At 64.0% G+C, this 23,247-nt stretch carries 23 protein-coding genes; 1 reads left to right on the top strand and 22 read right to left on the bottom strand.

All coding sequences use genetic code 11. The annotated features are described in order from the left end of the window. Positions 1 to 20: 20 nt before the first annotated feature. The 17 genes from metK to ACFX5Q_RS03065 form a co-directional block, all read right to left on the bottom strand. Entirely contained in the window at positions 21 to 1,286 is a 1,266-nt protein-coding gene (gene metK / locus ACFX5Q_RS03145; protein WP_006202919.1) for a methionine adenosyltransferase, read from the bottom strand. A gap of 168 nt (positions 1,287 to 1,454) precedes the next feature. Then, on the bottom strand, positions 1,455 to 1,874 hold the full coding sequence (locus ACFX5Q_RS03140; RefSeq protein WP_006202918.1) for a helix-turn-helix domain-containing protein: 420 nt from the start codon (positions 1,872 to 1,874) through the stop codon (positions 1,455 to 1,457). Between the two features lie 140 nt (positions 1,875 to 2,014). Beyond that, positions 2,015 to 3,607 (bottom strand): apolipoprotein N-acyltransferase, encoded by a 1,593-nt coding sequence (gene lnt / locus ACFX5Q_RS03135; protein WP_404275271.1) that lies wholly within the window; start codon positions 3,605 to 3,607, stop codon positions 2,015 to 2,017. Between the two features lie 117 nt (positions 3,608 to 3,724). After that, positions 3,725 to 4,171 (bottom strand): VOC family protein, encoded by a 447-nt coding sequence (locus ACFX5Q_RS03130; protein WP_404275269.1) that lies wholly within the window; start codon positions 4,169 to 4,171, stop codon positions 3,725 to 3,727. A gap of 10 nt (positions 4,172 to 4,181) precedes the next feature. Continuing rightward, positions 4,182 to 5,255 (bottom strand): hemolysin family protein, encoded by a 1,074-nt coding sequence (locus tag ACFX5Q_RS03125; RefSeq protein WP_120015045.1) that lies wholly within the window; start codon positions 5,253 to 5,255, stop codon positions 4,182 to 4,184. 27 nt (positions 5,256 to 5,282) lie between these two features. After that, positions 5,283 to 5,789, bottom strand: coding sequence for an rRNA maturation RNase YbeY (ybeY, locus tag ACFX5Q_RS03120; protein WP_404275267.1), 507 nt, complete (start codon positions 5,787 to 5,789; stop codon positions 5,283 to 5,285). Between the two features lie 17 nt (positions 5,790 to 5,806). Then, positions 5,807 to 6,799 (bottom strand): PhoH family protein, encoded by a 993-nt coding sequence (locus ACFX5Q_RS03115; RefSeq protein WP_404275265.1) that lies wholly within the window; start codon positions 6,797 to 6,799, stop codon positions 5,807 to 5,809. A gap of 83 nt (positions 6,800 to 6,882) precedes the next feature. Next, the gene (gene miaB / locus ACFX5Q_RS03110; RefSeq protein WP_404275263.1) at positions 6,883 to 8,292 is read right to left on the bottom strand and encodes a tRNA (N6-isopentenyl adenosine(37)-C2)-methylthiotransferase MiaB; all 1,410 of its coding nucleotides are present in this window, start codon (positions 8,290 to 8,292) and stop codon (positions 6,883 to 6,885) included. Positions 8,293 to 8,354: 62 nt separating this feature from the next. Continuing rightward, positions 8,355 to 9,155: a lysophospholipid acyltransferase family protein gene (locus tag ACFX5Q_RS03105; RefSeq protein WP_404275262.1), complete on the bottom strand. Its 801-nt coding sequence runs from the start codon at positions 9,153 to 9,155 to the stop codon at positions 8,355 to 8,357. Between the two features lie 133 nt (positions 9,156 to 9,288). Further along, positions 9,289 to 9,783, bottom strand: a complete 495-nt coding sequence (gene rimI / locus ACFX5Q_RS03100; protein WP_404275261.1) for a ribosomal protein S18-alanine N-acetyltransferase — start codon at positions 9,781 to 9,783, stop codon at positions 9,289 to 9,291. Beyond that, the gene (gene tsaB, locus ACFX5Q_RS03095) at positions 9,783 to 10,460 is read right to left on the bottom strand and encodes a tRNA (adenosine(37)-N6)-threonylcarbamoyltransferase complex dimerization subunit type 1 TsaB (RefSeq protein ID WP_404275260.1); all 678 of its coding nucleotides are present in this window, start codon (positions 10,458 to 10,460) and stop codon (positions 9,783 to 9,785) included. The genes rimI and tsaB overlap by 1 nt, the downstream gene beginning before the upstream one ends. A 138-nt stretch (positions 10,461 to 10,598) precedes the next feature. Then, the gene (locus ACFX5Q_RS03090; protein WP_404275258.1) at positions 10,599 to 11,705 is read right to left on the bottom strand and encodes a DUF1513 domain-containing protein; all 1,107 of its coding nucleotides are present in this window, start codon (positions 11,703 to 11,705) and stop codon (positions 10,599 to 10,601) included. A 2-nt stretch (positions 11,706 to 11,707) separates the two neighbouring features. Further along, positions 11,708 to 12,787, bottom strand: a complete 1,080-nt coding sequence (locus tag ACFX5Q_RS03085; protein WP_404275256.1) for an imelysin family protein — start codon at positions 12,785 to 12,787, stop codon at positions 11,708 to 11,710. Beyond that, on the bottom strand, positions 12,787 to 14,394 hold the full coding sequence (locus ACFX5Q_RS03080; protein WP_404275255.1) for a di-heme oxidoredictase family protein: 1,608 nt from the start codon (positions 14,392 to 14,394) through the stop codon (positions 12,787 to 12,789). The genes ACFX5Q_RS03085 and ACFX5Q_RS03080 overlap by 1 nt, the downstream gene beginning before the upstream one ends. Before the next feature lie 12 nt (positions 14,395 to 14,406). After that, positions 14,407 to 14,892, bottom strand: coding sequence for a bacterioferritin (bfr, locus tag ACFX5Q_RS03075; RefSeq protein WP_065518165.1), 486 nt, complete (start codon positions 14,890 to 14,892; stop codon positions 14,407 to 14,409). Next, positions 14,858 to 15,169: a (2Fe-2S)-binding protein gene (locus ACFX5Q_RS03070; RefSeq protein WP_404275253.1), complete on the bottom strand. Its 312-nt coding sequence runs from the start codon at positions 15,167 to 15,169 to the stop codon at positions 14,858 to 14,860. The genes bfr and ACFX5Q_RS03070 overlap by 35 nt, the downstream gene beginning before the upstream one ends. A 54-nt stretch (positions 15,170 to 15,223) precedes the next feature. Continuing rightward, positions 15,224 to 16,513 carry an imelysin family protein gene (locus ACFX5Q_RS03065; RefSeq protein ID WP_404275251.1) on the bottom strand — a complete coding sequence of 430 codons (1,290 nt, stop codon included), beginning with the start codon at positions 16,511 to 16,513 and terminating at the stop codon, positions 15,224 to 15,226. A 426-nt stretch (positions 16,514 to 16,939) separates the two neighbouring features. Between ACFX5Q_RS03065 and ACFX5Q_RS03060 the strand changes: the two genes are divergently transcribed. Next, positions 16,940 to 18,187 carry an NAD(P)/FAD-dependent oxidoreductase gene (locus ACFX5Q_RS03060; RefSeq protein WP_404275250.1) on the top strand — a complete coding sequence of 416 codons (1,248 nt, stop codon included), beginning with the start codon at positions 16,940 to 16,942 and terminating at the stop codon, positions 18,185 to 18,187. Here ACFX5Q_RS03060 and ACFX5Q_RS03055 read toward each other — a convergent pair. The 5 genes from ACFX5Q_RS03055 to ACFX5Q_RS03035 all read right to left on the bottom strand — a co-directional run bounded on the left by ACFX5Q_RS03055 (position 18,184) and on the right by ACFX5Q_RS03035 (position 23,244). Further along, positions 18,184 to 19,461 (bottom strand): 4-aminobutyrate--2-oxoglutarate transaminase, encoded by a 1,278-nt coding sequence (locus ACFX5Q_RS03055; protein ID WP_404275249.1) that lies wholly within the window; start codon positions 19,459 to 19,461, stop codon positions 18,184 to 18,186. The genes ACFX5Q_RS03060 and ACFX5Q_RS03055 overlap by 4 nt on opposite strands. Positions 19,462 to 19,683: 222 nt before the next feature. Further along, on the bottom strand, positions 19,684 to 20,433 hold the full coding sequence (locus ACFX5Q_RS03050; protein ID WP_404275246.1) for an ABC transporter ATP-binding protein: 750 nt from the start codon (positions 20,431 to 20,433) through the stop codon (positions 19,684 to 19,686). Then, positions 20,430 to 21,263 carry an ABC transporter ATP-binding protein gene (locus ACFX5Q_RS03045; RefSeq protein WP_404275245.1) on the bottom strand — a complete coding sequence of 278 codons (834 nt, stop codon included), beginning with the start codon at positions 21,261 to 21,263 and terminating at the stop codon, positions 20,430 to 20,432. The genes ACFX5Q_RS03050 and ACFX5Q_RS03045 overlap by 4 nt, the downstream gene beginning before the upstream one ends. Further along, positions 21,260 to 22,180, bottom strand: a complete 921-nt coding sequence (nikC, locus tag ACFX5Q_RS03040) for a nickel transporter permease (RefSeq protein ID WP_404275244.1) — start codon at positions 22,178 to 22,180, stop codon at positions 21,260 to 21,262. Before nikC ends, ACFX5Q_RS03045 begins: the two co-directional genes overlap by 4 nt. After that, positions 22,177 to 23,244 (bottom strand): ABC transporter permease, encoded by a 1,068-nt coding sequence (locus ACFX5Q_RS03035; RefSeq protein WP_404275243.1) that lies wholly within the window; start codon positions 23,242 to 23,244, stop codon positions 22,177 to 22,179. Before ACFX5Q_RS03035 ends, nikC begins: the two co-directional genes overlap by 4 nt. Between the last annotated feature and the right edge of the window lie 3 nt (positions 23,245 to 23,247).

The following is a 23,247-nucleotide window of genomic DNA, read 5'->3' as shown; positions in this document are numbered from 1 at the left end:
GGACGGGTTCCGCGCCGCCGTCAGGCGGCGACCGCGTCCTTGAGCGCCTTGGCGAGATCGGTCTTCTCCCAGGAGAAGGAACCGTCGCGGCCTGCCTTACGGCCGAAATGGCCATAGGACGAGGTCTTGGCATAGATCGGCTTGTTGAGGTCGAGGTGACGGCGGATGCCGGACGGCGACAGGTCCATCACGGTGCGCAGTGCGTCTTCGAGCCTGGCCTCTTCGACCTTGCCGGTGCCATGCAGGTCGACATAGACCGACAGCGGCTGGGCGACGCCGATGGCGTAGGACAGCTGGATGGTGCAACGGTCGGCAAGCTTGGCCGCCACAACGTTCTTGGCAAGGTAGCGCGCCGCATAGGCGGCGGAGCGGTCGACCTTGGTCGTGTCCTTGCCGGAGAAGGCGCCGCCGCCATGCGGTGCGGCACCGCCATAGGTGTCGACGATGATCTTGCGGCCGGTCAGTCCGGCGTCGCCGTCCGGCCCGCCGATGACGAACTTGCCGGTCGGATTGATGTACCAGTTGCAGTCGTCGGCGATCCTTAGATCGCCCAGCGCCTCGCGGATATAGGGTTCGACAACTTTGCGGACCTTCTTCGAATCCCAGCTCGAATCGAGGTGCTGGGTCGACAGCACGATCTGCGTCGCCTCGGCGGCCTTGCCGTCGACATAGCGGACGGTGACCTGGCTCTTGGCGTCCGGCCCGAGCTTGCCCGCATCGCCGCTGCCTTCATGGCGCGCGGCGGCCAGCAGTTCGAGAATCTTGTGGCTGTAGTAGATCGGCGCCGGCATCAGGTCCGGCGTCTCGCGGCAAGCATAGCCGAACATGATGCCCTGGTCGCCGGCACCTTCCTCACCCTGCCGGTCGGCGGCGTTGTCGACGCCCTGGCCGATGTCGGGCGACTGGCCGTGCAGCAGGACCTCGATCTTCGCCGTCTTCCAGTGGAAGCCGGCCTGCTCGTAGCCGATCTCGCGGATTGCCTTGCGGGCTACCGATTTGAACTTGGCCGGATTGACGACCGGATGACCGGCGGCATCCATCAGGATGTTGCCGGCCTTGTCCTTTTTCAGCAGCGTCTCGGGAACCCTGACCTCACCGGCGATGATGACGCGATTCGTTGTAGCCAGAGTCTCGCATGCGACACGGACCTTCCAGGGGTCCATGCCGGTCTTCTTGGCCTCGCGATAGACCAGATCGACGATTTCGTCGGAGATACGGTCGCAAACTTTGTCGGGATGGCCCTCGGCAACGGATTCCGAGGTGAAGAAGTAATTCTGCCGCGTCACGGGTGTCCCCTCTTGAAAAAAATCGGCAGGCTGCCGATTTTGGCGCGCCACGTGTTAGCGGTGCCGGGCGCCGCTCGTCAAGCGCTGCCGCAGTTCTGGCATGAAATGTCAGCACAGTTGGCTTGTGCCAGCGACGGCAGGGCGCCGCCGGTGGCACAAGCCCCTGGATCAGTCGGCGTCATCGGTGGAAAGGGATTTCACCAGATCTATGATCCTGCGGCGCACCTTCACGTCGCCAATCTTGACGAAGGCGCGGTTGAGTTGAAGCCCCTCCGGACTGCCGCAGAACTCGACGGCGAAAGCCATCGACGCATCTTCGGCAAATCCACGATTGCCCACGGCCTCCTGACCCGGGGCATCCTCGAAAAAGAAGGCAACGGGCACGCTAAGGATGGAGGCTATCGCCTGCAAACGGCTGGCGCCCACTCTGTTCGTGCCCTTTTCATACTTTTGGATCTGTTGAAACGTGATGCCGAGATTCTCACCCAGCTTCTCCTGGCTCATTCCAAGCATATTGCGCCGGAGCCTGATGCGACTTCCGACATGGATGTCGATCGGGTTCGGCTTTTTCTTGTTTTCTTCTGTCATTTTCTCCTCGCCGAATTTTTCCGGCTTTTTCTATTTTTTCCTGCCCAAACGAAGCCGGAGCCAACTGCCCCAACAGAACCACCAACCGACTTCGAGAAAATTTTAGGCACTTACAGTATGAGTTTCTAATGTGTCGGCTGTCAATTCACCCGTAGCCGTTGCCTTACATTCGATGTGAACCCTCCCAGGGCGAACAGGAATATGATCAGCAATCCGTTAATTCGCCGCTGGGCGGCGGAAATGAGAGCGCGCCCAGATATCGGCACCCGCACATCAATGGCTCCACGCGCGTCGACGGCGAGCGCGTCGACGATGCGTCCGCGCGGGTCGACAACGGCGGAAATGCCATTGTTAGCCGCGCGCAACAAAGGCAAACCATTCTCCACGGCCCGGATCTGAGCCTGCCTGAAGTGCTGGTACGGACCCGGTGTATCCCCGAACCAAGCGTCGTTCGTGACATTCACAATAAGCTCGGATGACGTAGCGTCAACTGCAACCAGATCGGGAAAGATAACTTCGTAGCAAATGAACGGGAGCGCCCGCACACCGTCCGGCAGCGTGATCGGATGCCGTTCGTTGCCGGCCGCGAAATTCATCGGCCCGGCGACGAGCTGTTCGATGCCGAAGCGGCCGAGCAGGCCGGCGAAAGGCAGATACTCGCCGAACGGCACCAGGTGGACCTTATCGACGGCGTCCGTGATTTCGCCCTTGTCGTTGATCGCCACCACGGAATTGTAATAGCGGCTGTCGGCGCCGGCCGCCGAGCCGCCCTCCTCGCGAACGACGCCGGCGACCAGCATCTGGCCTTCGCCCAGCATATCGCCAAGCGCGGTCAGCGCGTCCGGGCGTTCGGTGAACAGGAAAGGCACCGATGTCTCCGGCCACAGAATCAGTTGCGGCTTGGCATGGCCGGATTCCGGTTCCTTCGCCGACAGGCCGAGCAGTGTGGCGAAGATGCGGTCGCGCACCGAAGCGTCCCACTTTTCGCTGAGATCGACGTCCGGCTGAACGATGCGGACATCGATCGAGCGGGTTGCCGGTTCGACCGGCATGGCAAGCCTGACATAGCCGAAGCCGACATGGGCGGCGATAAGCAGGATAAGCAACCCAAAGCCCAGGCGAAGGTGCCGGCGCCCCGCAACGAGCGCGGGCAGCGAAAAGACGAAGACCGCCAGCGCGTTCATGCCGATCATGCCGGTCACCGACACGCTCTGCATCAAGAGCGGCACTGGCATTGCCGCGTAGCCGACGGCATTCCAGGGAAAGCCGGTGAACAGGAAATCGCGCAGCCATTCCGCCAGGCCGAAACCGAAGGCGAGTGCCGCAATGCGGCCGATATCGTTGCTCCACAGGAGTCGCGCGACGACCGTGGCGAAGCCGTAGAAGAAGGCCATTGCAAAGGGGATTCCGACCACCGCGAAGGGCAGAGCCCAGGCGAAACTGTCGGCCTCGATCAGAAGCGCCTCGCCGATCCACCACAGGCCGGCAAGAAAATAGCCGAAGCCGAACCACCAGCCGATGGCGAAGGCGGGCCTGAGCCGCCTCAGCCACCCGTCGGAGGCCTCGCCGGTCGCGCCGTCGAGCAGCCAGACCAGGAGCGGGAAGGAGACGAAGCAGACGGCGAAGAAATCATAGGGCGCTTGGGCGAGAACCGCCAACGCTCCAGCGAGAAACGCCACCAGCGCGCGGCGCCAACCCCAAAGCAGTATTATCCGGCCGGCCAGGCGCTGCATACACACTTCCAGTCGCGCGAATCACGACCGCAGATTTATCAGATTTATCGGAACGGGGCTTGCGCCGAGAAACCCCGACCGGCCAATCACCGCGCTATCGGTGCCAGCCCTCGATCTTCAGATCGCCGAGCCGCTCAGCCTCTTCGCGTGGCACGGCGCGTATGGTCTGGGTGAATGTCCAGACATGGCCTTCGGATCGCGCGCCCGGCAAAGCCGTTCGCCATAGAACTGGTCGGCAGGCTCCTGGGTGATGTCGGCGCCTGCTGCCCTCGCCTGCTCGCAATGCACGTCCAGGCCGGCATCGAGGCGGATATAGATTGATTGCGTGTTCCAGCCGCCGACAGAAGCCGGGCTGGCGACATGATCGGCCCATTCGGAATCGACAATTATGTAGCCGTCGCCGAAGCGCATCTCGGAATGGACCAGCCTGCCGTCGGTGTCGCTGACGACCATGCTCGGCTCGAATCCGAAGGCCTTTTCGAGCCATTTCAACGCGGCCCGCGCGTCCTTGTAGAATACGCCGGAACCTATGGTCGAGTGCTTAAACGGGTCGCCGACCGACATCGATCAGCGCTTAGGCCTGTTCGGCGCGGGCGGCGCGGCGGCGACGCTCGCCCTTCTGGCTCTGCACGATGCGCACGCGCTTGACCCGGCGCGGATCGGCGTCGAGCACGTGGAACTCGAAGCCAGGTATGGCCTGCACAACTTCGCCACGGGCCGGCACGCGGCCAAGGGTGTTGAAGATCATACCGCCTATGGTGTCGACATATTCGCCATGCTCGCCGGCGGCGAAATCCTCGCCGATCATCTTGGCGACCTCGTCGATCTCGGCCTTGCCGTCGACGATGAAGACGCCTTCGCCGGTCTGGGTGATCATCGGCTCGTCGTCGTCGTGTTCGTCCTCGATGTCGCCGACCACCATCTCGACGATGTCTTCCAGCGAGGCGAGGCCGTCGGTGCCGCCATATTCGTCGATGACCAGCGCCATCTGGGTGCGCGTCGTCTGCATCCGACCCATCAGATCGGAGGCAAGCATTGACGGCGGCACGAACAGCACCGGTCGGATCAGGTTGAGATCACCGATGGTGCGCGCGAGATCGACCTGGGCGAGATCAAGCAGCGTCGTGGCCGGCGCCTTCCGGCTGGTTCGGCCCTTCTTTACGCGGGCGACCTTGGTGATGTGGGCAAGCACGTCGCGGATATGGACCATGCCGCGCGGATCGTCGAGCGTCTCGGAATAGACAGGCATGCGCGAATGTCCGGACTGTTCGAACAGGCCGAGAAGATCGCCCAGCGTCGTCGTGATCTCGACAGCCTCGATGTCGGCGCGCGGCACCATGACGTCCTCGACGCGCACCTCGCGCAGGCGCAGGATGTTGTTGAGCATTGCCCGTTCGCCGGGCGAAAAGGCGCCGGCATCGCTGGTCGTTTCGGCAAGCGCGCCGGCAATTTCCTCACGCAGGCTGGTGCCGTTGCGCTGCCTGAACAGGCCAAGCACGCGATCGAACAGGGAAGGACCGGCAGGCGATGGCTCGCTGGCGATGCTGCCGGTCGTTGTACTCGGACTCGAGCCCTCTTCCGTCGTTTCGGAAGGCTTGGTCGCACTGCCGGCGTCGGGGCGGGCGGCAGTCTCTGGTTTGTCGTTCATCGTCGTCCGGTCAATTGATCTTTTTAGTTACGCGTAGGGATCGGGAATGGCAAGCCTCGCAAGCGCTGAGCGCTCGATCGCTTCCATCTCCTCGGCCTCGGCGTCGGTCTCGTGATCGTAGCCCAGAAGGTGCAGCAGGCCGTGGATGACGAGATGGGTGATATGGTTCTCCAGCGGCTTGTCTTCCAGGCCCGCTTCCTTGGCGACCGTCTTGGCGGCCAGCACGATGTCGCCCAGCATCGGCGGCAGCGGACCGCCTTTCGGAAACGGAAAAGCCGGGAAAGACAAGACGTTGGTCGGCTTGTCCTTGCCGCGCCAGCCGGCGTTGAGGGTGCGCATATGGGCGTCGTCGGAAAAGACGATGCTGAGCTCGGAACGGCCGGCGGCGCCGGTTTCGGCAAAGGCGGCCGACACGGCGCGATCGACCAGACGCGTCAGCGCCGCCTCATCAGGCCAGTCGCCCGACTCGATTGAAATATCGATGTCGATGGAAACCGAAAGATCCCCGCCGCCAGGTTTTATGTCTTCAGGCATGAGCCCGCATCGTCACATCAGCTCTCGGTGCCCAGGCCGCGCGCCAGCTTGGCGTCGCGGTCATAGGCCCTGACGATTTCCGCCACCAGCGGATGGCGAACCACGTCGCCGTCGCCGAAGCGAACGGTCACCGCGCCCGCGACGCCATCGAGGATGCGCAGTGCTTCGACCAGGCCCGATTTGGTGTTCGAGGGAAGGTCGATCTGCGTCGGATCACCGGTGACGATCATGCGCGAGTTCTCACCGAGACGGGTGAGGAACATCTTCATCTGCATCGGCGTGGTGTTCTGCGCCTCGTCGAGGATGACGGCGGCATGTGCCAGCGTGCGGCCGCGCATGAAGGCCAGTGGCGCGATCTCGATCACTTCGGCGGCAATCGCGCGCTCGACCTTGTCGGCCGGCATCATGTCGTAGAGAGCGTCATAGAGCGGCCGCAGATACGGATCGACCTTTTCCTTCATGTCGCCGGGCAGGAAACCCAGCCGCTCTCCGGCCTCGACGGCGGGCCGCGACAGGATGATGCGTTCGACCATGCCGCGTTCGAGCAGCATCGCCGCATGCGCCACCGCCAGATAGGTCTTGCCGGTGCCGGCCGGGCCGATGCCGAAGACGAGCTCGGACCGCTCCAGCGCCCGCATATAGGCGTCCTGGTTGAGCGAGCGGGCATAGATGGTCTTCTTGCGCGTCGATATCTGGGCGGCAGACATCTTGCCCTTGCGCTCCAGCGTCGGCAGCGTCAGCTGGTCGTCGGCGGCGATCGCCATGCGCACGGCGCCATCGACATCGGACTGGCCGATGTCGACGCCTTTCTGGAGAATGCCGTAGAGATTGTCCAAGGCGCGGCGCGCCTGCTCGGCGGCGGAGGCCGAGCCTTTTATGGTCAGCTGGTTGCCGCGCGAGCGGATATCGACGCCGAGCTTCTGCTCGAGTCTGGCCAGGTTCTCGTCGAACTGGCCATATAGGGCGCTGGCAAGCTTGTTGTTGTCGAAGGCCAGAACGATGTGCGCCATGTCAGAGGCCCCGGATGCCTGGCTCGGGGGCAGATTCTTCAGTTCAGCAGCGCTCAACCGTCTCTCCTCATCTGCCGAGGCCGTCAGGCCAATTCGGCGAACAGGCTATTGTAGCCCGTCCTTGTGATTCGCACCTGGATAATGTCACCGATTTCGCCGGCCTTTTCATCAACAATAACCGGCTGCAGCCATGGCGATCGGCCGACCTTCTGGCCGGCCTGACGGCCGGGCTTCTCGATCAGCGTGTCGATGGTCCTGCCGACCAGGCTCATGCCGAAATCCTGCTGCTGCTTCAGGAGCAGGGCCTGCAGGCGCTGCAGGCGTTCGTCCTTGACGGCTTCTGGCACGTGATCGGCCATTTCGGCGCCCGGCGTGCCGGGACGCGGCGAATATTTGAACGAAAAGGCCGAGGCATAGTTGACCTGGCGCACGAGTTCCATCGTCGCCTCGAAATCCGCCTCCGTCTCGCCTGGGAAGCCGACGATGAAGTCGCCGGACAGCGCAATGTCGTTGCGCGCAGCGCGGATACGCTCGATCAGCGCCAGATAGTCGCTTGCGGTATGCCTGCGGTTCATCGTCTTGAGGATACGGTCGGAGCCCGACTGTACCGGCAGGTGCAGATAAGGCATCAGCGCCCGCAGGTCGCGATGGGCCGATATCAGCTCGTTGTCCATATCGCGCGGATGGCTGGTGGTGTAGCGCAGCCGCGCCAGCCCGGGGATTTCGGCCAGCCGGAAAAGCAGGCGGCCAAGGCCCCATTCGCTGCCGTCCTCGCCCAGGCCGTGCCAGGCATTGACGTTCTGGCCGAGCAGCGTCACCTCGCGCACCCCGGCCTCGGCCAGGCGCTCGGCCTCGGCGACGATCTGCACCACCGGCCGCGAGACTTCGGAGCCGCGCGTATAGGGTACGACGCAGAAGGTGCAGAACTTGTCGCAGCCCTCCTGCACGGTGAGGAAGGCGGTGACGCCGCGCTTGATCACTTCGGCGCGCTTCGGCTGCGGCAGATGCTCGAACTTGTCCTCGACGGCGTATTCGGTCTCGACGATCTTTTCGCCGCCGCGCACCCTTGCCAGCACGTCGGGCAGCCGGTGGTAGGTTTGCGGGCCGATGACCAGATCGACGGCGGGCGAGCGACGGATGATCTCGGCACCTTCGGCCTGGGCCACGCAGCCGGCGACGCCGATCAGCAGTTCGCGCCCGGCCGCGGCGCGCTCGGCCTTCATGTCGCGGATGCGGCCAAGCTCGGAATAGACCTTTTCCGCCGCCTTCTCCCTGATATGGCAGGTGTTGAGCAGGACCAGATCGGCCTCGGTGATGGCATCGGTCGCGACATAGCCGTCGGCGGCCAGCGCATCGGTCATGCGCTGCGAATCGTAGACGTTCATCTGGCAGCCATAGGTCTTGACGAAGACTTTTTTCGCCGTGCCAGCGGGTGCAGGTGCGCTGTCAGCCGCAGGGCCGATGTCGTCGCGCTCTATCGTGTTCAAGTCCATTGGGCGGCTTCTAACGCCTTTCCGTGACAAAAAACAGACGATTCTGGCCTAGCGCTTTCAGCCTACCGACTCGGGCGCGGATCGGCGAGGGCCGCCTGCACCATCTCGCGCACCCTGGCTTCCATCAGCCTTGCCGTCTCCTTGCGGTTCGAGCGCTTGGCAAAGGCGATCGGTTCACCGAAATGGACCTCGACGTCTAGAGCACCTTCGGCCAGCAGCACCTTGAGATGCGGCATCAAATCCTCGTCGCCGATCCAGGCGGCGATCGGCCGGTGGCGGCGGCCGAGCGGCACGCCGTGCAACCGCGTGTAGACGATTGCCACCGGCTGAATGAAAACCTGTTCCGTCGCGCCTTCCGCGATCGCCATCGAGGCGGCGCCGAACAGCGTGCTCTTGAACGGCAACACCAGGTTGCCGTCACCTGTCGAGCCTTCGGCAAACAGCACCATGGCATCGCCCTTGGCCATGCGACCGGCGATCTCGCTCGCCTGTTCGCCCGACGTGCGCTTGCGCTCGCGCTCGATGAAGACGGTGCGCTGCAGTTTGGACAGCATGCCGATCAGTGGCCAGCCTTCCATATCGGCGCGGGCGATGAATTTCACATCGACCATGGACCCCAGCACCATGATGTCGGTCCAGGAGATGTGGTTGGACGCAACCAGCAGGGGGCGCTTGGTCGACAGCTCTCCCTTGACATGGATACGCAATCCCAGCGCCCTCGCGATCATCCTGTGCCAGATCTTCAGGATGAACGTCTCCGGCCAGAGCCCGGTCTTCATCGACAGTATCTGCAGAGGCGCGAAGATCAGCGTACCGGTGGCGACGAGGGCCAGCGCCGCGAAAATCCTAAATTTCTTGATCATTCGCCGGCCCTGCCGTTACAGCGCCGCGCGTCCTTTTTGGACGCGCAAAGGACGCTGTAACACTCTAATTTGAATTTGCCGCATGATCCTTTCCGAAAATCGGATCCGATTTTCGGGGTCATGCGGCGTCTGGCTAGCGAAGATCGCGGCGCATGACAAGCGCGCCGGTCGGGCCGTGCTCCGCCGATCTGTAATAGTTGGCGCGCTTGCCGACTTCGCGAAAGCCGAGCCGCCGGTAAAGCGCGATGGCCGCCACGTTGGTCTCGTCGACCTCGAGGAAAAGCGCCTCGGCGCGCTGCGCGTGCAATTCGCGCAGGACCGCATCCATCAACTGCCAGCCAAGGCCCTGACGGCGATGCGAGCGGGCGACGGCGACGGTCAGGATCTCGCCTTCGCCGGCGGCCAGCCGCGCCAGCACGAAGCCTACCGGCGGCTTGGAGCCCTGTCCGGTCTCGCGCGCAGCATAGCCGAACACCGTGTCCTGCTCGAGCAGCGAGGCAAACTCGCCGTCGGTCCAGGGTCGGACAAAATCCTCCTGGTGCAGCGCCGAGGCAGCGGGGCTATCGGCAACCGTCAGCGGTTCGAGCGCATAGTCCCTGCGGCGCGGGTGAAAGAAAGGAATGCGCATCAGGGTTGCTGCCTCGGTAAAATAAAGCCAGCCTGCGGCTTGGCGTCGGCACCACGAAGGTAGAGCGGTTTTGGCTTCTCACCTGGCCCCTTGATTGCGGCCAGCCTCGCATAGACGGCGATGTCGGCAGTGGCCGCGGTCGAGCCGATGTCGAAGGCGGGGCCGGCCGATGCCGCAATTTGCCGGGCAGCCGTACCGGCGAGCACCGCAGACATGTCCACCGCCATGGTGGCGGCCTGAGAAAGTGTCGTCGCTGCCGGACCGTAAGTCAAAACTGACGCTTTATCATACAGAGCAGCATGGATCTCGTCGCGTCCGGCATCGAGCGCGGCCAGCACCGGCCGGCCCGGAAACATCGTCGCCGCCTCCGCCGCCAGTGCTTCCAGCGTCGTTACGCCGATTGCCGGGATTTTCAGCGCCAGCGCCAGGCCTCGCGCGGCCGACACGCCGACGCGCAGGCCGGTGAAGGATCCCGGGCCGATGGAGACGGCAATGGCGCCAAGGCCGGGATATCCGGTCCCGGTGGCCTTCAGCGCCGCATCGATAACCGACATCAGGTGCTCGGCATGGCCCTTGCCGAGATCGAGCACCTGGCGGCCAAGCTCGCTACCGACCGCCGCGTCATAGACGCAGGCGGCGCAGAGACTGGCGGCACAGTCGATGGCAAGCAACTTCATGGTGTCTGGTTAACGCCCAGGGTTGAAAAACAATTCCCTGTGCCCGCCATGGCCCGCCGCCGCAAGGGGGATGGTGCACAATTGTTAAGCGGCTTCGCTTCGGCCAGGGTCCAGATCCGTCGGCCTCCGGGCCGCTGCCTATGCAGCCTGCTCGATGCGCAGCATGTGATTGTCCCAGACATAATCAGGCTCGGAGCGCTTCGTGCCATTGCCCTCGACGATCTCGCCGGCACCCGTCGTCGCCATGAAGCCCGAACCATCCGGCGCCAGGCCGCAGACCTCGACCAGCGCCCTGGTGGCGACGATACGGCCATTCCCAGCGTCGATGACGGCAAGCGAATTGCCTTCCGGCGAGGAGACGGCGACCGTGCCCGCAGCAGGATTGGCGGCGACCGAACCTATATAGTTGCGGAAACCGGAGAGCACATCCTGCGGCATGTCGAGCAGTTGCAATTCCTTGCCGCGCGCGGCCCGCCCGACCAGCAGCGGACGATCGGTGCCCGGCCCCCGATACTGGCAGCCGAACCAGACCGTGCCGGACGGATCTGCATCCATGTGGCGGATCGACAGCTGGTGCAGTGCTGCCGGCAATTCGTGCTTTTCGATGAGATCGCCGGTGATGCGGTCGACCAGCACATAGGACGGCTTCATCGTCGCGATGTTGAGCTCGGCGCGGCCGTAGTCCGGATGCGTCTCGATGCCGCCATTGGCGACGGCGATCGTCCTGCCGTCGCCCAGCAGCAAGAGCTCGTGCGGCCCCATGCCATAGGTCGGAAACTCGCCTATGCGGCTGAATTTCGCGCGCGCGTCATAGACGCCGACGACGCCAGCGGCGTTGTCGAAATCATTTTCGGTGGCGTAAAGCAGCGCCCCGTCGGTCGAGAACACGCCATGGCCGAAGAAGTGGCGGCCGGTGATGCTGGCGATGGTCAGCGGCTTGTCGCGGCCTGTGTGGTCGAAGACCACGGCGAAGGTGCCGGGCTGCCGGGCAAAAACCATCGAGCGCTTCGACACCGGATCGAAGGTGACGTCGTGGCCTCGATCGGGCAGGTCGATGGCGTGCAGCAGCTTGCCGGCCTCGGACAGCACCGCAGCGCCATAGCTGCCGTCGCGTTTGACGAAGGCGGTGGCAAAGACAGCATCCGTGCCAAGCGTGTTAGCCCAGGCCTGAGGTGCCATTGCAGCGATGAAGCCCGCGCCTGCGGCTTTGAGGAAATCCCGGCGGTCGATCAGCGGCGTCTTCATGATTAGTCTCCATCCAGCGAGGAAAAGCCGGCGGTCAGGCCGAATTCGGCGGTCAGCCTGGTGCCGATCAAGGTCGTCAGGCTGGAGGTGATCAGCGCGAAATGGTCGAGTTTTTCGCGCAGCGCCGGATCGGCGAGCGCTTTGTCGATCGGACCCTGGATAGATTTCGCTGTCGCGACGCCGTTGACCAGCTGGATATGGATCGAATCGGCCATCCAACGTGCGTCTTCCGGCAGTGCATCGCCAAGTTGCGAAGCCTGGAACAGCGTATCCATGCCCGAGAGATTTCCGGCGAGTGACGTGGCGGTGCTTTGCGAGCGCCAAAAGATGGCCAGCTTGGGCTTGTCCGCATCCGGCTTGCCGCCAAGGAAGCCTTTGAGACGCACGTCTCGGACCATTTCGAGTTCGTTGATGAACACGCCCACCAGTTCGGTCACCGCTTCGGTCCCGTCGCGGTAGAGCGGGTTTTGCGGTCCCGGATTGGCCCAGAGTGAGGCAAACCCATCGGGCTTTTTCCAGGCCTCGTCGACGTCGGCGGCCATCGTTTCGATGTTGCTGGCGACCGCCGCGCCGTAGGCACAGCGGTAGGGGTCGTCCTTGTCGGCGAGGGCTTCGGCGCCGTCGCCATAGAGCACGAACTCAAGCGCCCCGAGCCCCTGCATGGCGACGCTCTTGCCGGCCAGTTGTACCCGATCGGTGGCGGTCGGGTCCTTGCCGGCGAGTGCCGCCTGCACCTGCTTCAGGCCGATGCTCTTGCGGTCCGGCCAATAGAGCATGCGTTCCAGCCGGTTGCTCTCCTTGATCGGCCCGAAGCCGATGATCTCGGCCACCGACCAGGCCTCGACCGTGGCCGAATATTCGGCACGCGCCGCATCGAGGGCGCTTTGCGACGGCGCATCGCACAGATTGCGCATCGATTTGGTCAAGGTCTCAGCGTGCCGATGCAGACTGGCATAGGCCGGGCGGACAAATCCGTCGATCGCGCGCTCTATTACGTCGGTAGCCTTCACCTCAGCCGATGCCGGGGTAACTCCGGACATCGCCAGCGGAAGAACGAGAGCAAGCAAAAAACGCTTCGGCATCAGAGTGACTCCAGGAATTTGACCAGCGCATCGCGATCGGCCGCATCGGCGGCGGCGAAGCGGTCGCGCGCCTTCCGGCCCTCGCCACCATGCCAGAGGATCGCCTCGGGGAGCGTGCGCGCGCGCCCGTCATGCAGGAAAAAAGAGTTGCCGTTGACCGTCCGGGTGAGGCCGATGCCCCACAGCGGCGGCGTGCGCCATTCGCTGCCCATCGCCTCGCCGACTGCCTGCCCGTCGGCCAGATCAGGGCCTATGTCGTGCAGCAGAAAGTCGGAATAGGGCCAGATCAACTGGAAGGCTTGCGCCTTGTTCGGCGTGCCGCGAAGGGTGACGAATTTTGGCGTGTGACAGGAAATGCAGCCCATTTCGTAAAACTGCTTCTTGCCGGCAAGCACTTGCGGCGTGTCGAGGTCGCGCCGCGCCGGGACGGCAAGGTTTTGCGAATAGAAGGTGACCAGGTCCATGACCGGTGGCGGCGCCTCGACCGGGCCGAGGCGCTTCTGCACGCCATTCGGCATGGCAAGGCATGCCTTCTCGGCCGTGGTGCAATCGCCCTCGCTTTTTGGCATCTCGGGCGTCGAGATGCCGATGTCGCCGGAGAAAGCGTCGGCGGCCTGCTCGCGGATCGATGGCGACTGCGCCTTCCAGCCGAAGCGGCCGAGCGTCAGTTGGCCGCTTCGGCCGTCACGCACGATGTTGGGCTTGCCGGAAATGCCGTCGCCATCGCGGTCCTCCGGATCGGCATGGGCGAGGATATCTGTCGGCGCGATCTGCTCGATCAGGCCAAGGCCGATCATCGGCGGCGTGATGCGCGGCGACAGCGTGGTGTGCGGATCGAGCGGCCCGTAGGCCAGGCCATCGACCGAATAGCTGGGCTTGCGCAGCGAAACGACGCTGCCGTCGCCGAGCGTCACCTTTTGTTCCTGATAGGCGACATGCATCCTGCCTTCGCCGCGCAGACCGGGAACGGCGAGGTCCTGCAGTTGCGAACCGTAGACCGGGTCGGGAAAATTGAGCACCTTGTGGTCGGCGATCTCAGCCCTTTCTTCCGAGGTGCTGGCATCGCGCGCCAGCCGCAGGAACATCGAGGTGGAGCCGACGTCTCCTTCCGGCGGACGGCCGCGACCGTCCTTCAGATGGCAATTCTGGCAGGCGCGCTCATTGAACAGCGGGCCAAGCCCGTCCGAAGCCTGGGTCGAGGACGGCGCCGAGACCCAGTTCTTGCGGAAGAGGGCATTGCCGAGCTTGAACGTGCCTTCTTCCTCGAAGGTGATGTTGGCGGAGGATTGCGAGAAGGCGTCGCGATTGGCGTCCTTGCGCGACGTTCCGGCGCCGCCCTGCATCAGCTCGAATTGCTCGGGCTTGGAGAAATCCGAGGTCGGCCGTGTGACGGCAAGGACGCGCGCCTGATCCTTCGGCGTCAGATCAGTGCGGCTCGTCGCCAGGCCCACCGGTTCCGGTGCGCCGGCCAGGGCCGACGCCGAAAGCGTGACCACGAGTGCAAACGAAGCCCCGCGAAACAGCTGATATCGCGGGGTCTTCTGGAGCGACGGGCCATGATCTCCGGCCCGCCGCAAGCGGCGCAAGACTTCTACGGGGCGCCGCATTCCCGCATGTCCTTAGTCCGCCTCGTCGGCCGATGCGGCGTTGAGCTGGCCGTATTTTTCCTCGCCGATCGAGGCAAGCAGGTCGAGCTGCGTCTCGAGGAAGTCGATGTGACCTTCCTCGTCGGACAGCAATTCCTCGAACAGTTTCATCGACACGTAGTCACCTGCTTCTTCGCAAATCTCGCGCGAGCGCTTGTAGGCGGTGCGCGCGTCATACTCGCCGGCCAGATCGGATTCGAGCACTTCCTTGACGTTCTGCCCGATGCGCAGCGGCGCCACGGACTGCAGGTTCGGATGCCCTTCGAGGAAGATGATGCGGGCCACGAGCTTGTCGGCATGGTGCATCTCCTCGATCGATTCGGCGCGTTCCTTCTTTGCCAGCTTGGCGTATCCCCAATCTTCGAGCAGCCGGAAATGGACCCAATATTGATTGACGGCGCCAAGCTCCAGAAAAAGAGCCTCGTTAAGCCGCTCGATGATCTGCTTTTCGCCTTTCATGGGTTCTGCTCCCGTATTGGATGCGCAGGCCTCTGACGCGATCCAGGTGTGAAACGATATCCACGCCGCTCGCCTCCGAGCGGGCGTGGTAGTTCTCGGTTACCCGAATGATCGTTTCCACCACATTTGGGAAGCAGCCGCAACAGCGACCGCGCTTGTGCATGGCATGATAGACCTTTGCCGGCACGATAAGCTGCCAGGGATCCTGGTCCAGCAGCTCGACGATCGACTGCTCGATCTCCCTCTCGGTGATAATGTTGCAATGGCAGATCAGCATAGTTTGCTCTGGCTGACGGCGCTTCCGCGCCGTTTGGCTGGTACTTTTTTGATCCTACTTGAACACCTTGTCCGGCGCCTCGAGGCTGTCGGAACCCTCGAAGGCGATGGTGTTGAGCTTCAGCGAGCCGACGGCGCGTTCGATCGACTTGGTCTGGTCGATCAGCGCGTCGATCGCCGCCTGCACCGTGGCGTTGCCCTCGGTGTTGCCTTCAGCGATCTGCTGGTCATAGGCCTCGCCGGCCAGCGCGCGCGCCTTGATGGCCTCCATCTTGGCAATGGAGACATCCAGCTTGTCCGACAGCTCCTTGTCGATCGCCGGATCGGCCGCCTTGACCATGTCGTGCACCGAAGGCCCCTGAACGACGGTGCCGTCGAGGCGCGTGTAGCTGGCGAGATAGGCGGCGCGGATGCCGATGGCGTCGTAGTGATGGGAGTTGTAGGTGTTGTCGGAGAAGCAGTCGTGCTCCTCTTCGGGATCGTGCAGCAGCAGGCCGAGCTTCATGCGCTCGCCGGCCAGCTCGCCATAGGACAGCGAGCCCATGCCGGTGAAGATCGCGGTGATGGCTGTGTTCGGCTCGCCGTCAACGAGGTTCTTGCGGGCGGCGCCGTCTTCCTTCCAGTCGTTGACCATGTCCTGCAGGTCGGAAACCAGAAGGTCGCTCGCCGACTTCAGGTATTCGGCGCGGCGGTCGCAATTGCCGCCGGTGCAGTTGGCGAGGTCATAGTCGGTGTAGGGCCGCTCACCAGCGCCGGGACCGGTGCCGTGCAGGTCCTGGCCCCAGAGCAGGAATTCGATGGCGTGGTAGCCGGTCGCGACATTGGCCTCGACCCCGCCTGCCTCCTGCAGCGTGCCGGAGAGGAATTCCGGCGACAGCTTGGAGGCGTCGACCTTCTTGCCGTTGATCTCGATCTCCTTGTTGGCGATCACATTGGCTGTGTAGAGCGAATTGGTGTCGGACTCGGTGCCGTAGCTCTTGGCGACATAGTCGATCAGGCCTTCGTCCAGCGGCCAGGAATTCACCTTGCCCTCCCAGTCGTCGACGATCTTGTTGCCGAAGCGGTAGACCTCGGTCTGCTGGTAGGGAACGCGCGATGCCTTCCAGGCCTCGCGGGCGGCGTTCAGCGTGTCCACCGAGGGCTTGGCGAGCAGCGCGTCGACAGCCTTGTCGAGCGCCTGCGCGGTGGTCAGCGAATCCTCGTATTTGGCGAGCGCGATGTCGGCATAGGTCTTGATGACCGCCTTGGCGTCGGTTTCCGCCTTGGCCGGCAGCACAAACACCGCCGCCGTCAACAGAGCCGTTGCGCCGATCGCAGCCAGCCTGCCGCCATATCGTGCTGTCATCATTGTTCTCCAGTTCATTGGGAATTCGGGAAAAGGCGTGCGTGCCGACCGGTGCCAGGGCACAGGCATGCCGCAGGACACAAGTAACGCCGCGCCATTGCGCGGTTCGCGGAAGAAAGACACCTAAATGCCTCCAATCGAAAGGGTTCAAGGCCCAGACATCAAAGGGATGCGCTGACGCGCGAGCCTCCATAAAGCGGCGAAGGGGGCGGAAGTCAACTGGCACGCATCAGAAAATTCAATTGAAACAACAGTTTAGAATTATTCTAAACTACGACTGTCAACTTTAAGCTCTTATGCCGCTAGAAACACGGCGATTGACAGGCGACCATTCCCGGTGCGACCCGGATCGGGGGTCTTGCGGCGGCGGCGGACAATCGCCACTTGGCGCAACAGCCTAGATTTGATGGGAAAAGCAGGATTGCTATGAAGAACGGTGTGGTCATTGTCGGTGCGGGGCATGCGGGCGTGCAAGCGGCCGCAAGCTTGCGCGAAGAGGGCTATGACGGACCGGTTATCCTGATCGGCGACGAAAACGAGCTGCCCTACCACAAGCCGCCGCTGTCGAAGACCTTCATCAAGGACCAGGATGCAAAGCCGCAGCCTTTGCGTGGCGAGGCTTTTTACACCGGCAGCGCCGTCGATTACAGGCCGGGCGTCCGGATCGACGCTATCGATGCCGACGCCCGCAGGCTGGAGATATCAGGCGGAGGCGCGCTCGGCTTCGACCGGCTGATCCTGGCGACCGGCTCGCGGCCGCGCATTCTTAAGTTGCCGGGTTCGGAACTTGCCGGCGTGTTGTCGCTGCGTTCGATCGCCGATGCCCGCCTGATCCGCGAGTTGAGTTCGCAAAGCGAGGATGTCGTCATCCTCGGCGGCGGCTTCATCGGCCTGGAGATCGCGGCGACGCTGAGAGCGGCCGGCCGCAAAATAACCGTGGTCGAAGCCGTCGATCGGCTGCTTGGCCGGGCGGTGGCGCCGGTCATCGCCAGCCATGTCCGGCAGCGGCTGGAAGCGACCGGCGTGCGCATCCTCACCGGAACCACCATAGATCGGCTCGAAGGTGAAGACGGCCATGTGTCGGGCGCCGTGACCTCCGACGGCGAACGACTGCCGGCGCAGATGGTCATCATCGGCATCGGCGTGGTGCCGAATGTCGAACTGGCCGAGGCGGCCGGCATCGCGACCGCCAACGGCATCCGCGTCGACCAACAGATGCGCAGCTCGATGCCCGAGATTCTCGCGATCGGCGACGCTGCGTCCTACCGGCACTGGTTCACCGGCGCCGACGTGCGCCTGGAATCGGTGCAGAACGCCACCGACCAGGCGCGGCTCGCCGCGCGCACCGTGCTCGGCCATGCGGACGCCTATTCGGCGGTGCCGTGGTTCTGGTCCGACATTGGCGACATGAAGCTGCAGATGGTCGGCCTGACGTCGGGCGGCGACAGCCATGTCGTGCTGGGTGACATCAACGACAAGTTTTCGATCTACCATTATGCGGCCAACCGGCTGCTCGGCATCGAATCGGTCAACCGGCCGGGCGACCATATGCTCGGCCGCAAGATGCTCGGCGCCGGCTTCTCGCCGACGCCGCAGACTGTCGCGGCAGGTCCCGATGGATTGAAGGCGGCGCTCGCCGCCTTCCAGGCCGAACCTGCCCGAGCGGCTGGTTAAGCGGCGCGCGCTTCGCGGATCGAGCTTTCCAGAATATCGAGCGCTTCGTTCATGACGCCGTCCTGGATGGTGATCGGCGACAGGAAGCGGATGACATTGCCGTAGACGCCGCAGGTGAGCAGGATCAGGCCCTTGTCCAGCGCCTTCAGCCTGACGGCATTGGCGATCTCGGCCGACGGCAGGCCCTTCTTCACATCATTGAACTCGACCGCGTTCATGAAGCCCGGGCCTCTGATATCGACGATCTCCGGCACATCGTCACGGAACGACTGCAGCCGCTGCTTCAGCCGGGCGCCGAGCGCATTGGCGCGGTCGCAGAGCTTTTCCTCCTCGATCACGTCAAGCACAGCATGCGCGGCGGCGACGCCGATCGGGCTGCCGCCATAGGTGCCGCCGAGGCCGCCGGGGCCCGGCGCATCCATGAGTTCGGCGCGGCCGGTGACCGCCGCCAGCGGGAAGCCGCCGGCCAGGCTCTTGGCCATGGTGGTGATGTCGGCGGCGACCTCGTGATGATCCATGGCGAACATCTTGCCGGTGCGGGCAAAGCCGGTCTGCACCTCGTCGGCGATCAAGAGCATGCCGTGCTGGTCGCAGATCTTGCGCAGCGCCGCCATGAAATCGCGTGGCGCTTCGTAGAAACCGCCCTCGCCCTGCACGGGCTCGAGGATGATGGCGGCCACGCGGGCCGGGTCGACATCGGCCTTGAACAGGCGGTCGAGCGCTGCCAGCGAATCGGCGACGGAAACGCCATGCAGCGGCACCGGGAACGGCGCGTGGAAGACGTCAGCCGGCATGGCGCCGAAGCCGACCTTGTAGGGCACGACCTTGCCGGTCAGCGCCATGCCCATGAAGGTGCGGCCGTGGAAGCCGCCGGAAAAGGCGATGACCGCCGGACGGCCGGTGGCGTTGCGGGCGATCTTGATGGCGTTCTCCACCGCCTCGGCGCCGGTGGTGACGAAAATCGTCTTCTTGTCGAACTTGCCGGGCAGCAGCCCGTTCAGCCGCTCGGCCAGCCGCACATAGCTCTCATACGGCACCACCTGGTGGCAGGTGTGGGTGAAGCGGTCGAGCTGCGCCTTGACGGCCTCGATCACCTTGGGGTGGCGGTGGCCCGTGTTGACGACGGCGATGCCCGACGAAAAGTCGATGTAGCGGCGACCCTCGACATCCCAGATCTCCGAATTCTCGGCGCGGTCGGCATAGATCTGCGTCGTCATGCCGACGCCGCGTGAAATCGACTGGTTCTTGCGCTCGGAAATGGCTGAATTCTTCATTTCATCCCTCATCGGGTCGGCGCCCGTTCTCGTTGCTGGCTGTTACAGACCTCTTCTGACCTTATTTCACGTTTTCCTCAAGTCGGCAGCATTGCCGGGCGATTGGGCCTGCTGCCGCGCGCCGGAGGCTGTGCCGGCCTGCGCTTAGCCAACCGGCCGATACGCGTACGAAAAGGTTCCCTTTTCCCCCGAATACCGTTGGTCATGCGCAGGAAGACGAACTCAAGCAGTTCTCACAAACCCTTCGCTCGCCCTGAGCAGATTGCGTGTGTAATCCTTGGTCACCCTGTGGCCGATAAGCTGGCTCGCTGTAAGGTTCTCCACCGCCTCGCCATTCTGCATCACCATCAGCCGCTCGCACATATGGGTGACGATGGCGAGGTCGTGGCTGACCATCAGGAAGGTGAGCTTGCGCCGCCGCCGGATCTCTTCCAGCAGGTTGAGCACTTCGGCCTGCACCGAGGCGTCGAGCGCCGAGGTCGGCTCGTCGAGCAGCAGGATCGAAGGTTCGAGAATGAGCGCGCGCGCGATCGCCACGCGCTGGCGCTGGCCGCCGGAAAGCTGGTGCGCGTAGCGGAAGCGGAAACCGGTTCCGAGGCCCACCTCGTCCAGCGCGCGCTGAATGCGCTTCTCGCCATCAGCAAAGCCGTGGATGGCGAGCGGCTCCTGCAGCAGGCGGTCGACCGTCTGGCGTGGGTGCAGCGAGCCATAGGGGTCCTGGAAGACCATCTGCACCTCGCGGTAGAAGGCCTTGTCGCGGTGCGCCCCAAGCGTCTTGCCGTTGACGGCGATGGTTCCGGATGCGGCTGGTACCAGCCCGGCGATGGCTTTCAGCAGCGTCGACTTGCCGGAACCGCTCTCGCCGACCAGCCCGTAGGAGTCGCCTGATTTGACTTCGAGGCTGACGCCCTTCAGCGCGCGAAAGCGGTCGAAGACCACTTCCAGTCCGTCGATGGAAAGAGCCGCATTCATGCCGCCCACTCCGGCTTGCGGTCGAGCACCGGCAGCGGGTGTCGTTCGAAGCCGATCCTCGGCATGCAGTTGAGCAGGCCGCGCGTGTAGGGATGCTGCGCGTCGCGCAATTCCGACGCCTTCAGCTGCTCGACCACCTTGCCGGCATACATGACGATGACCCGGTCGCAGAAGGAGGAGACCAGGCGCAGATCGTGCGAAATGAAGATCAGCCCCATGCCGCGTTCGCTGACCAGCTTGTCTAGGATGCCGAGCACGTCGAGCTGCACGGTGACGTCGAGCGCCGAGGTCGGCTCGTCGGCGATCATCATCTCGGGGCCGGCGATCAGCATCATGGCGATCATAGCGCGCTGGCCCATGCCGCCCGAGACCTCGTGCGGATGCAGGTCGAAGACGCGGGCGGGATCGCGGATCTGCACCGCCTCCAGCATGGCGAGCGCGCGGTCGCGCGCTTCGGCCTTTCCGACCTTCTCATGCGTGCGCAGCGTCTCGACGATCTGGCGGCCGATGCTCATCACCGGGTCGAGCGAATATTTCGGATCCTGCAGGATCATGGCGATGCGTTTGCCGCGCAGCGCGCGGCGTTGGCGGGCCGGCGCCGCCAGCAGATCGATGCCGTCGAAGGTTAGTTTTTTCGCTGTCACCTCAGCCTGCGGCGGCGTCAAGCCCATGATAGCGCGGCCGGTCTGCGACTTGCCGGAGCCGCTCTCGCCGACGATGCCGAGCCGCTCGCGGCCGAGCGAGAAGGAAATGCCGCGCACCGCCTGGACCAGGCCGGTCCGGGTCGGGAAGTTGACGCGCAGGTCGTCGACCTCGAGAAGCGTGCTCATTGGTCGCCACTCCGAGGATCGAGCGCGTCGCGCAGGCCGTCGCCGAGCAGGTTGAAGCCGAGGCTGACGATGAGGATGGCGAAGCCCGGCGCGCCCGCCACCCACCATTGGTCGAGCACGAAGCGGCGGCCGGATGCGATCATGGCGCCCCATTCCGGCAGCGGCGGCTGCGCGCCGAGGCCGAGGAAGCCGAGACCGGCGGCTGTCAGGATGATGCCGGCCATGTCGAGCGTCACCCTAATGATCAGCGAGGAGATGCAGAGCGGCATGATGTGGCGGAGTACAATGCGGAACGGCGAGGCCCCCATCAATTGCACCGCCTTGATGTAGTCCGAATTGCGCACCGTCAGCGTTTCGGCGCGCGCGATGCGGGCGTAAGGCGGCCATGAGGTGATGGCGATGGCCAGCACCGCGTTCTCGATGCCGGGGCCAAGGGCGGCGACGAATGCCAGCGCCAGGATCAGCTTGGGGAATGCGAGGAAGATGTCGGTGATGCGCATTAGGATCGCATCGGTCCAGCCGCCGGCATAGCCGGCGACGGTGCCGACCAGCAGGCCGATGGGTGCCGCGATGATGGCGACGAGAACGACGACGTAGAGCGTCCAGCGCGAGCCGTAGATGATGCGCGAATAGATGTCGCGGCCGAGATCGTCGGTGCCGAACCAGTGCGCGGCACTTGGCGCCAGCAGGCGAGAGCCCTTGAGGTCGCCAATGGTCGGCGAATAGGGCGCCAGCACGTCGGCGAAGGCCGCGACCACCAGCAGCCCGATGATGATGAGCAGCCCGACAAATGCCAGCCGGTTGGCGGAAAAGCGCCGCCAGGCCACATAGGCACGGCCTAGCCTTGCCTGCATGCGCGAGGCCGGCCGATCGCTGAGCAGCCAGTCGCGCCGGCTCTGGATTGCTTCCGCGCTCATCCTGCCTTGGTCCTTGGATCGAGCACCCGGTAGAGCAGGTCGGAGAAAAGATTGATGGCGATGAAGACCGAGCCGATGACGATGGTGCCGCCGAGCACGGCATTCATGTCGGCGTTCTGCAGCGAATTGGTGATGTAGAGGCCGATGCCCGGCCACGAGAACACCGTCTCGGTCAGCACCGAGCCTTCGAGCAACCCGGCATAAGAGAGCGCGATCACCGTGACCATCGGCACCGCAGCGTTGCGCAGTGCATGGGCCCAGATGATGCGCCGTTCCGACAGGCCCTTGGCGCGCGCGGCGACGATGTATTCCTGCGAAAGCTCGTTCAGCATGAAGGAGCGCGTCATGCGGCTGATATAGGCGAGGGAGAAGTAACCGAGCAGCGAGGCCGGCAGGATGATGTGGCGAAAGGCGTCGTAGAAGACATCCCACTGCCCCTGCATCGCCGCGTCGAGGAGATAGAAGCCGGTGATCGGCGTGAAGGTGTATTCGTAGACGACGTCGAGCCGCGCCGGGAAAGCCACCCACTGCAGCTTGGCGTAAAACAGGACAAGCCCGAGCAGGCCCAGCCAGAAGATCGGCACGGAATAGCCGATCAGGCCGATGATGCGCACGATCTGGTCTATAAGGCTGCCGCGCCGGACTGCCGCCAGCACGCCTAATGGCACGCCGATGACGGAACCGATCAGCGTGCCGAGCGTCGCCAGTTCGATGGTCGCCGGAAAGGCGCGGCGGATGTCGGTCATCACCGGGTTGGTGGTCAGCACCGAGGTGCCGAAATTGCCGTTCAGCGCGCCTTTCACGTAGATGTAGAACTGCTCGATCAGCGGCAGGTCGAGCCCCATCTCGCGGCGCGTCCGCTCGACGACATTGGCCGGCGCCCGGTCGCCGAGCACCGCCAGCACCGGATCGATCGGAATGACACGGCCGATGAAGAAGGTCACTGCGAGAAGACCGAGATAGGTCGTTATCGCAATGACCAGGAAGCGGCCGATCGATGATGCGATAGCGACGGCACGGGCGCTGCCGCGCCCCGCCGCCACTTCGTTTTCAACCGCACTCATGCG

This window comes from Mesorhizobium sp. IMUNJ 23033 (genome assembly GCF_044778005.1).
In the GTDB taxonomy this organism is placed as follows: domain Bacteria; phylum Pseudomonadota; class Alphaproteobacteria; order Rhizobiales; family Rhizobiaceae; genus Mesorhizobium; species Mesorhizobium amorphae_A.
This window is presented reverse-complemented; position numbering and strand designations above follow the sequence as displayed.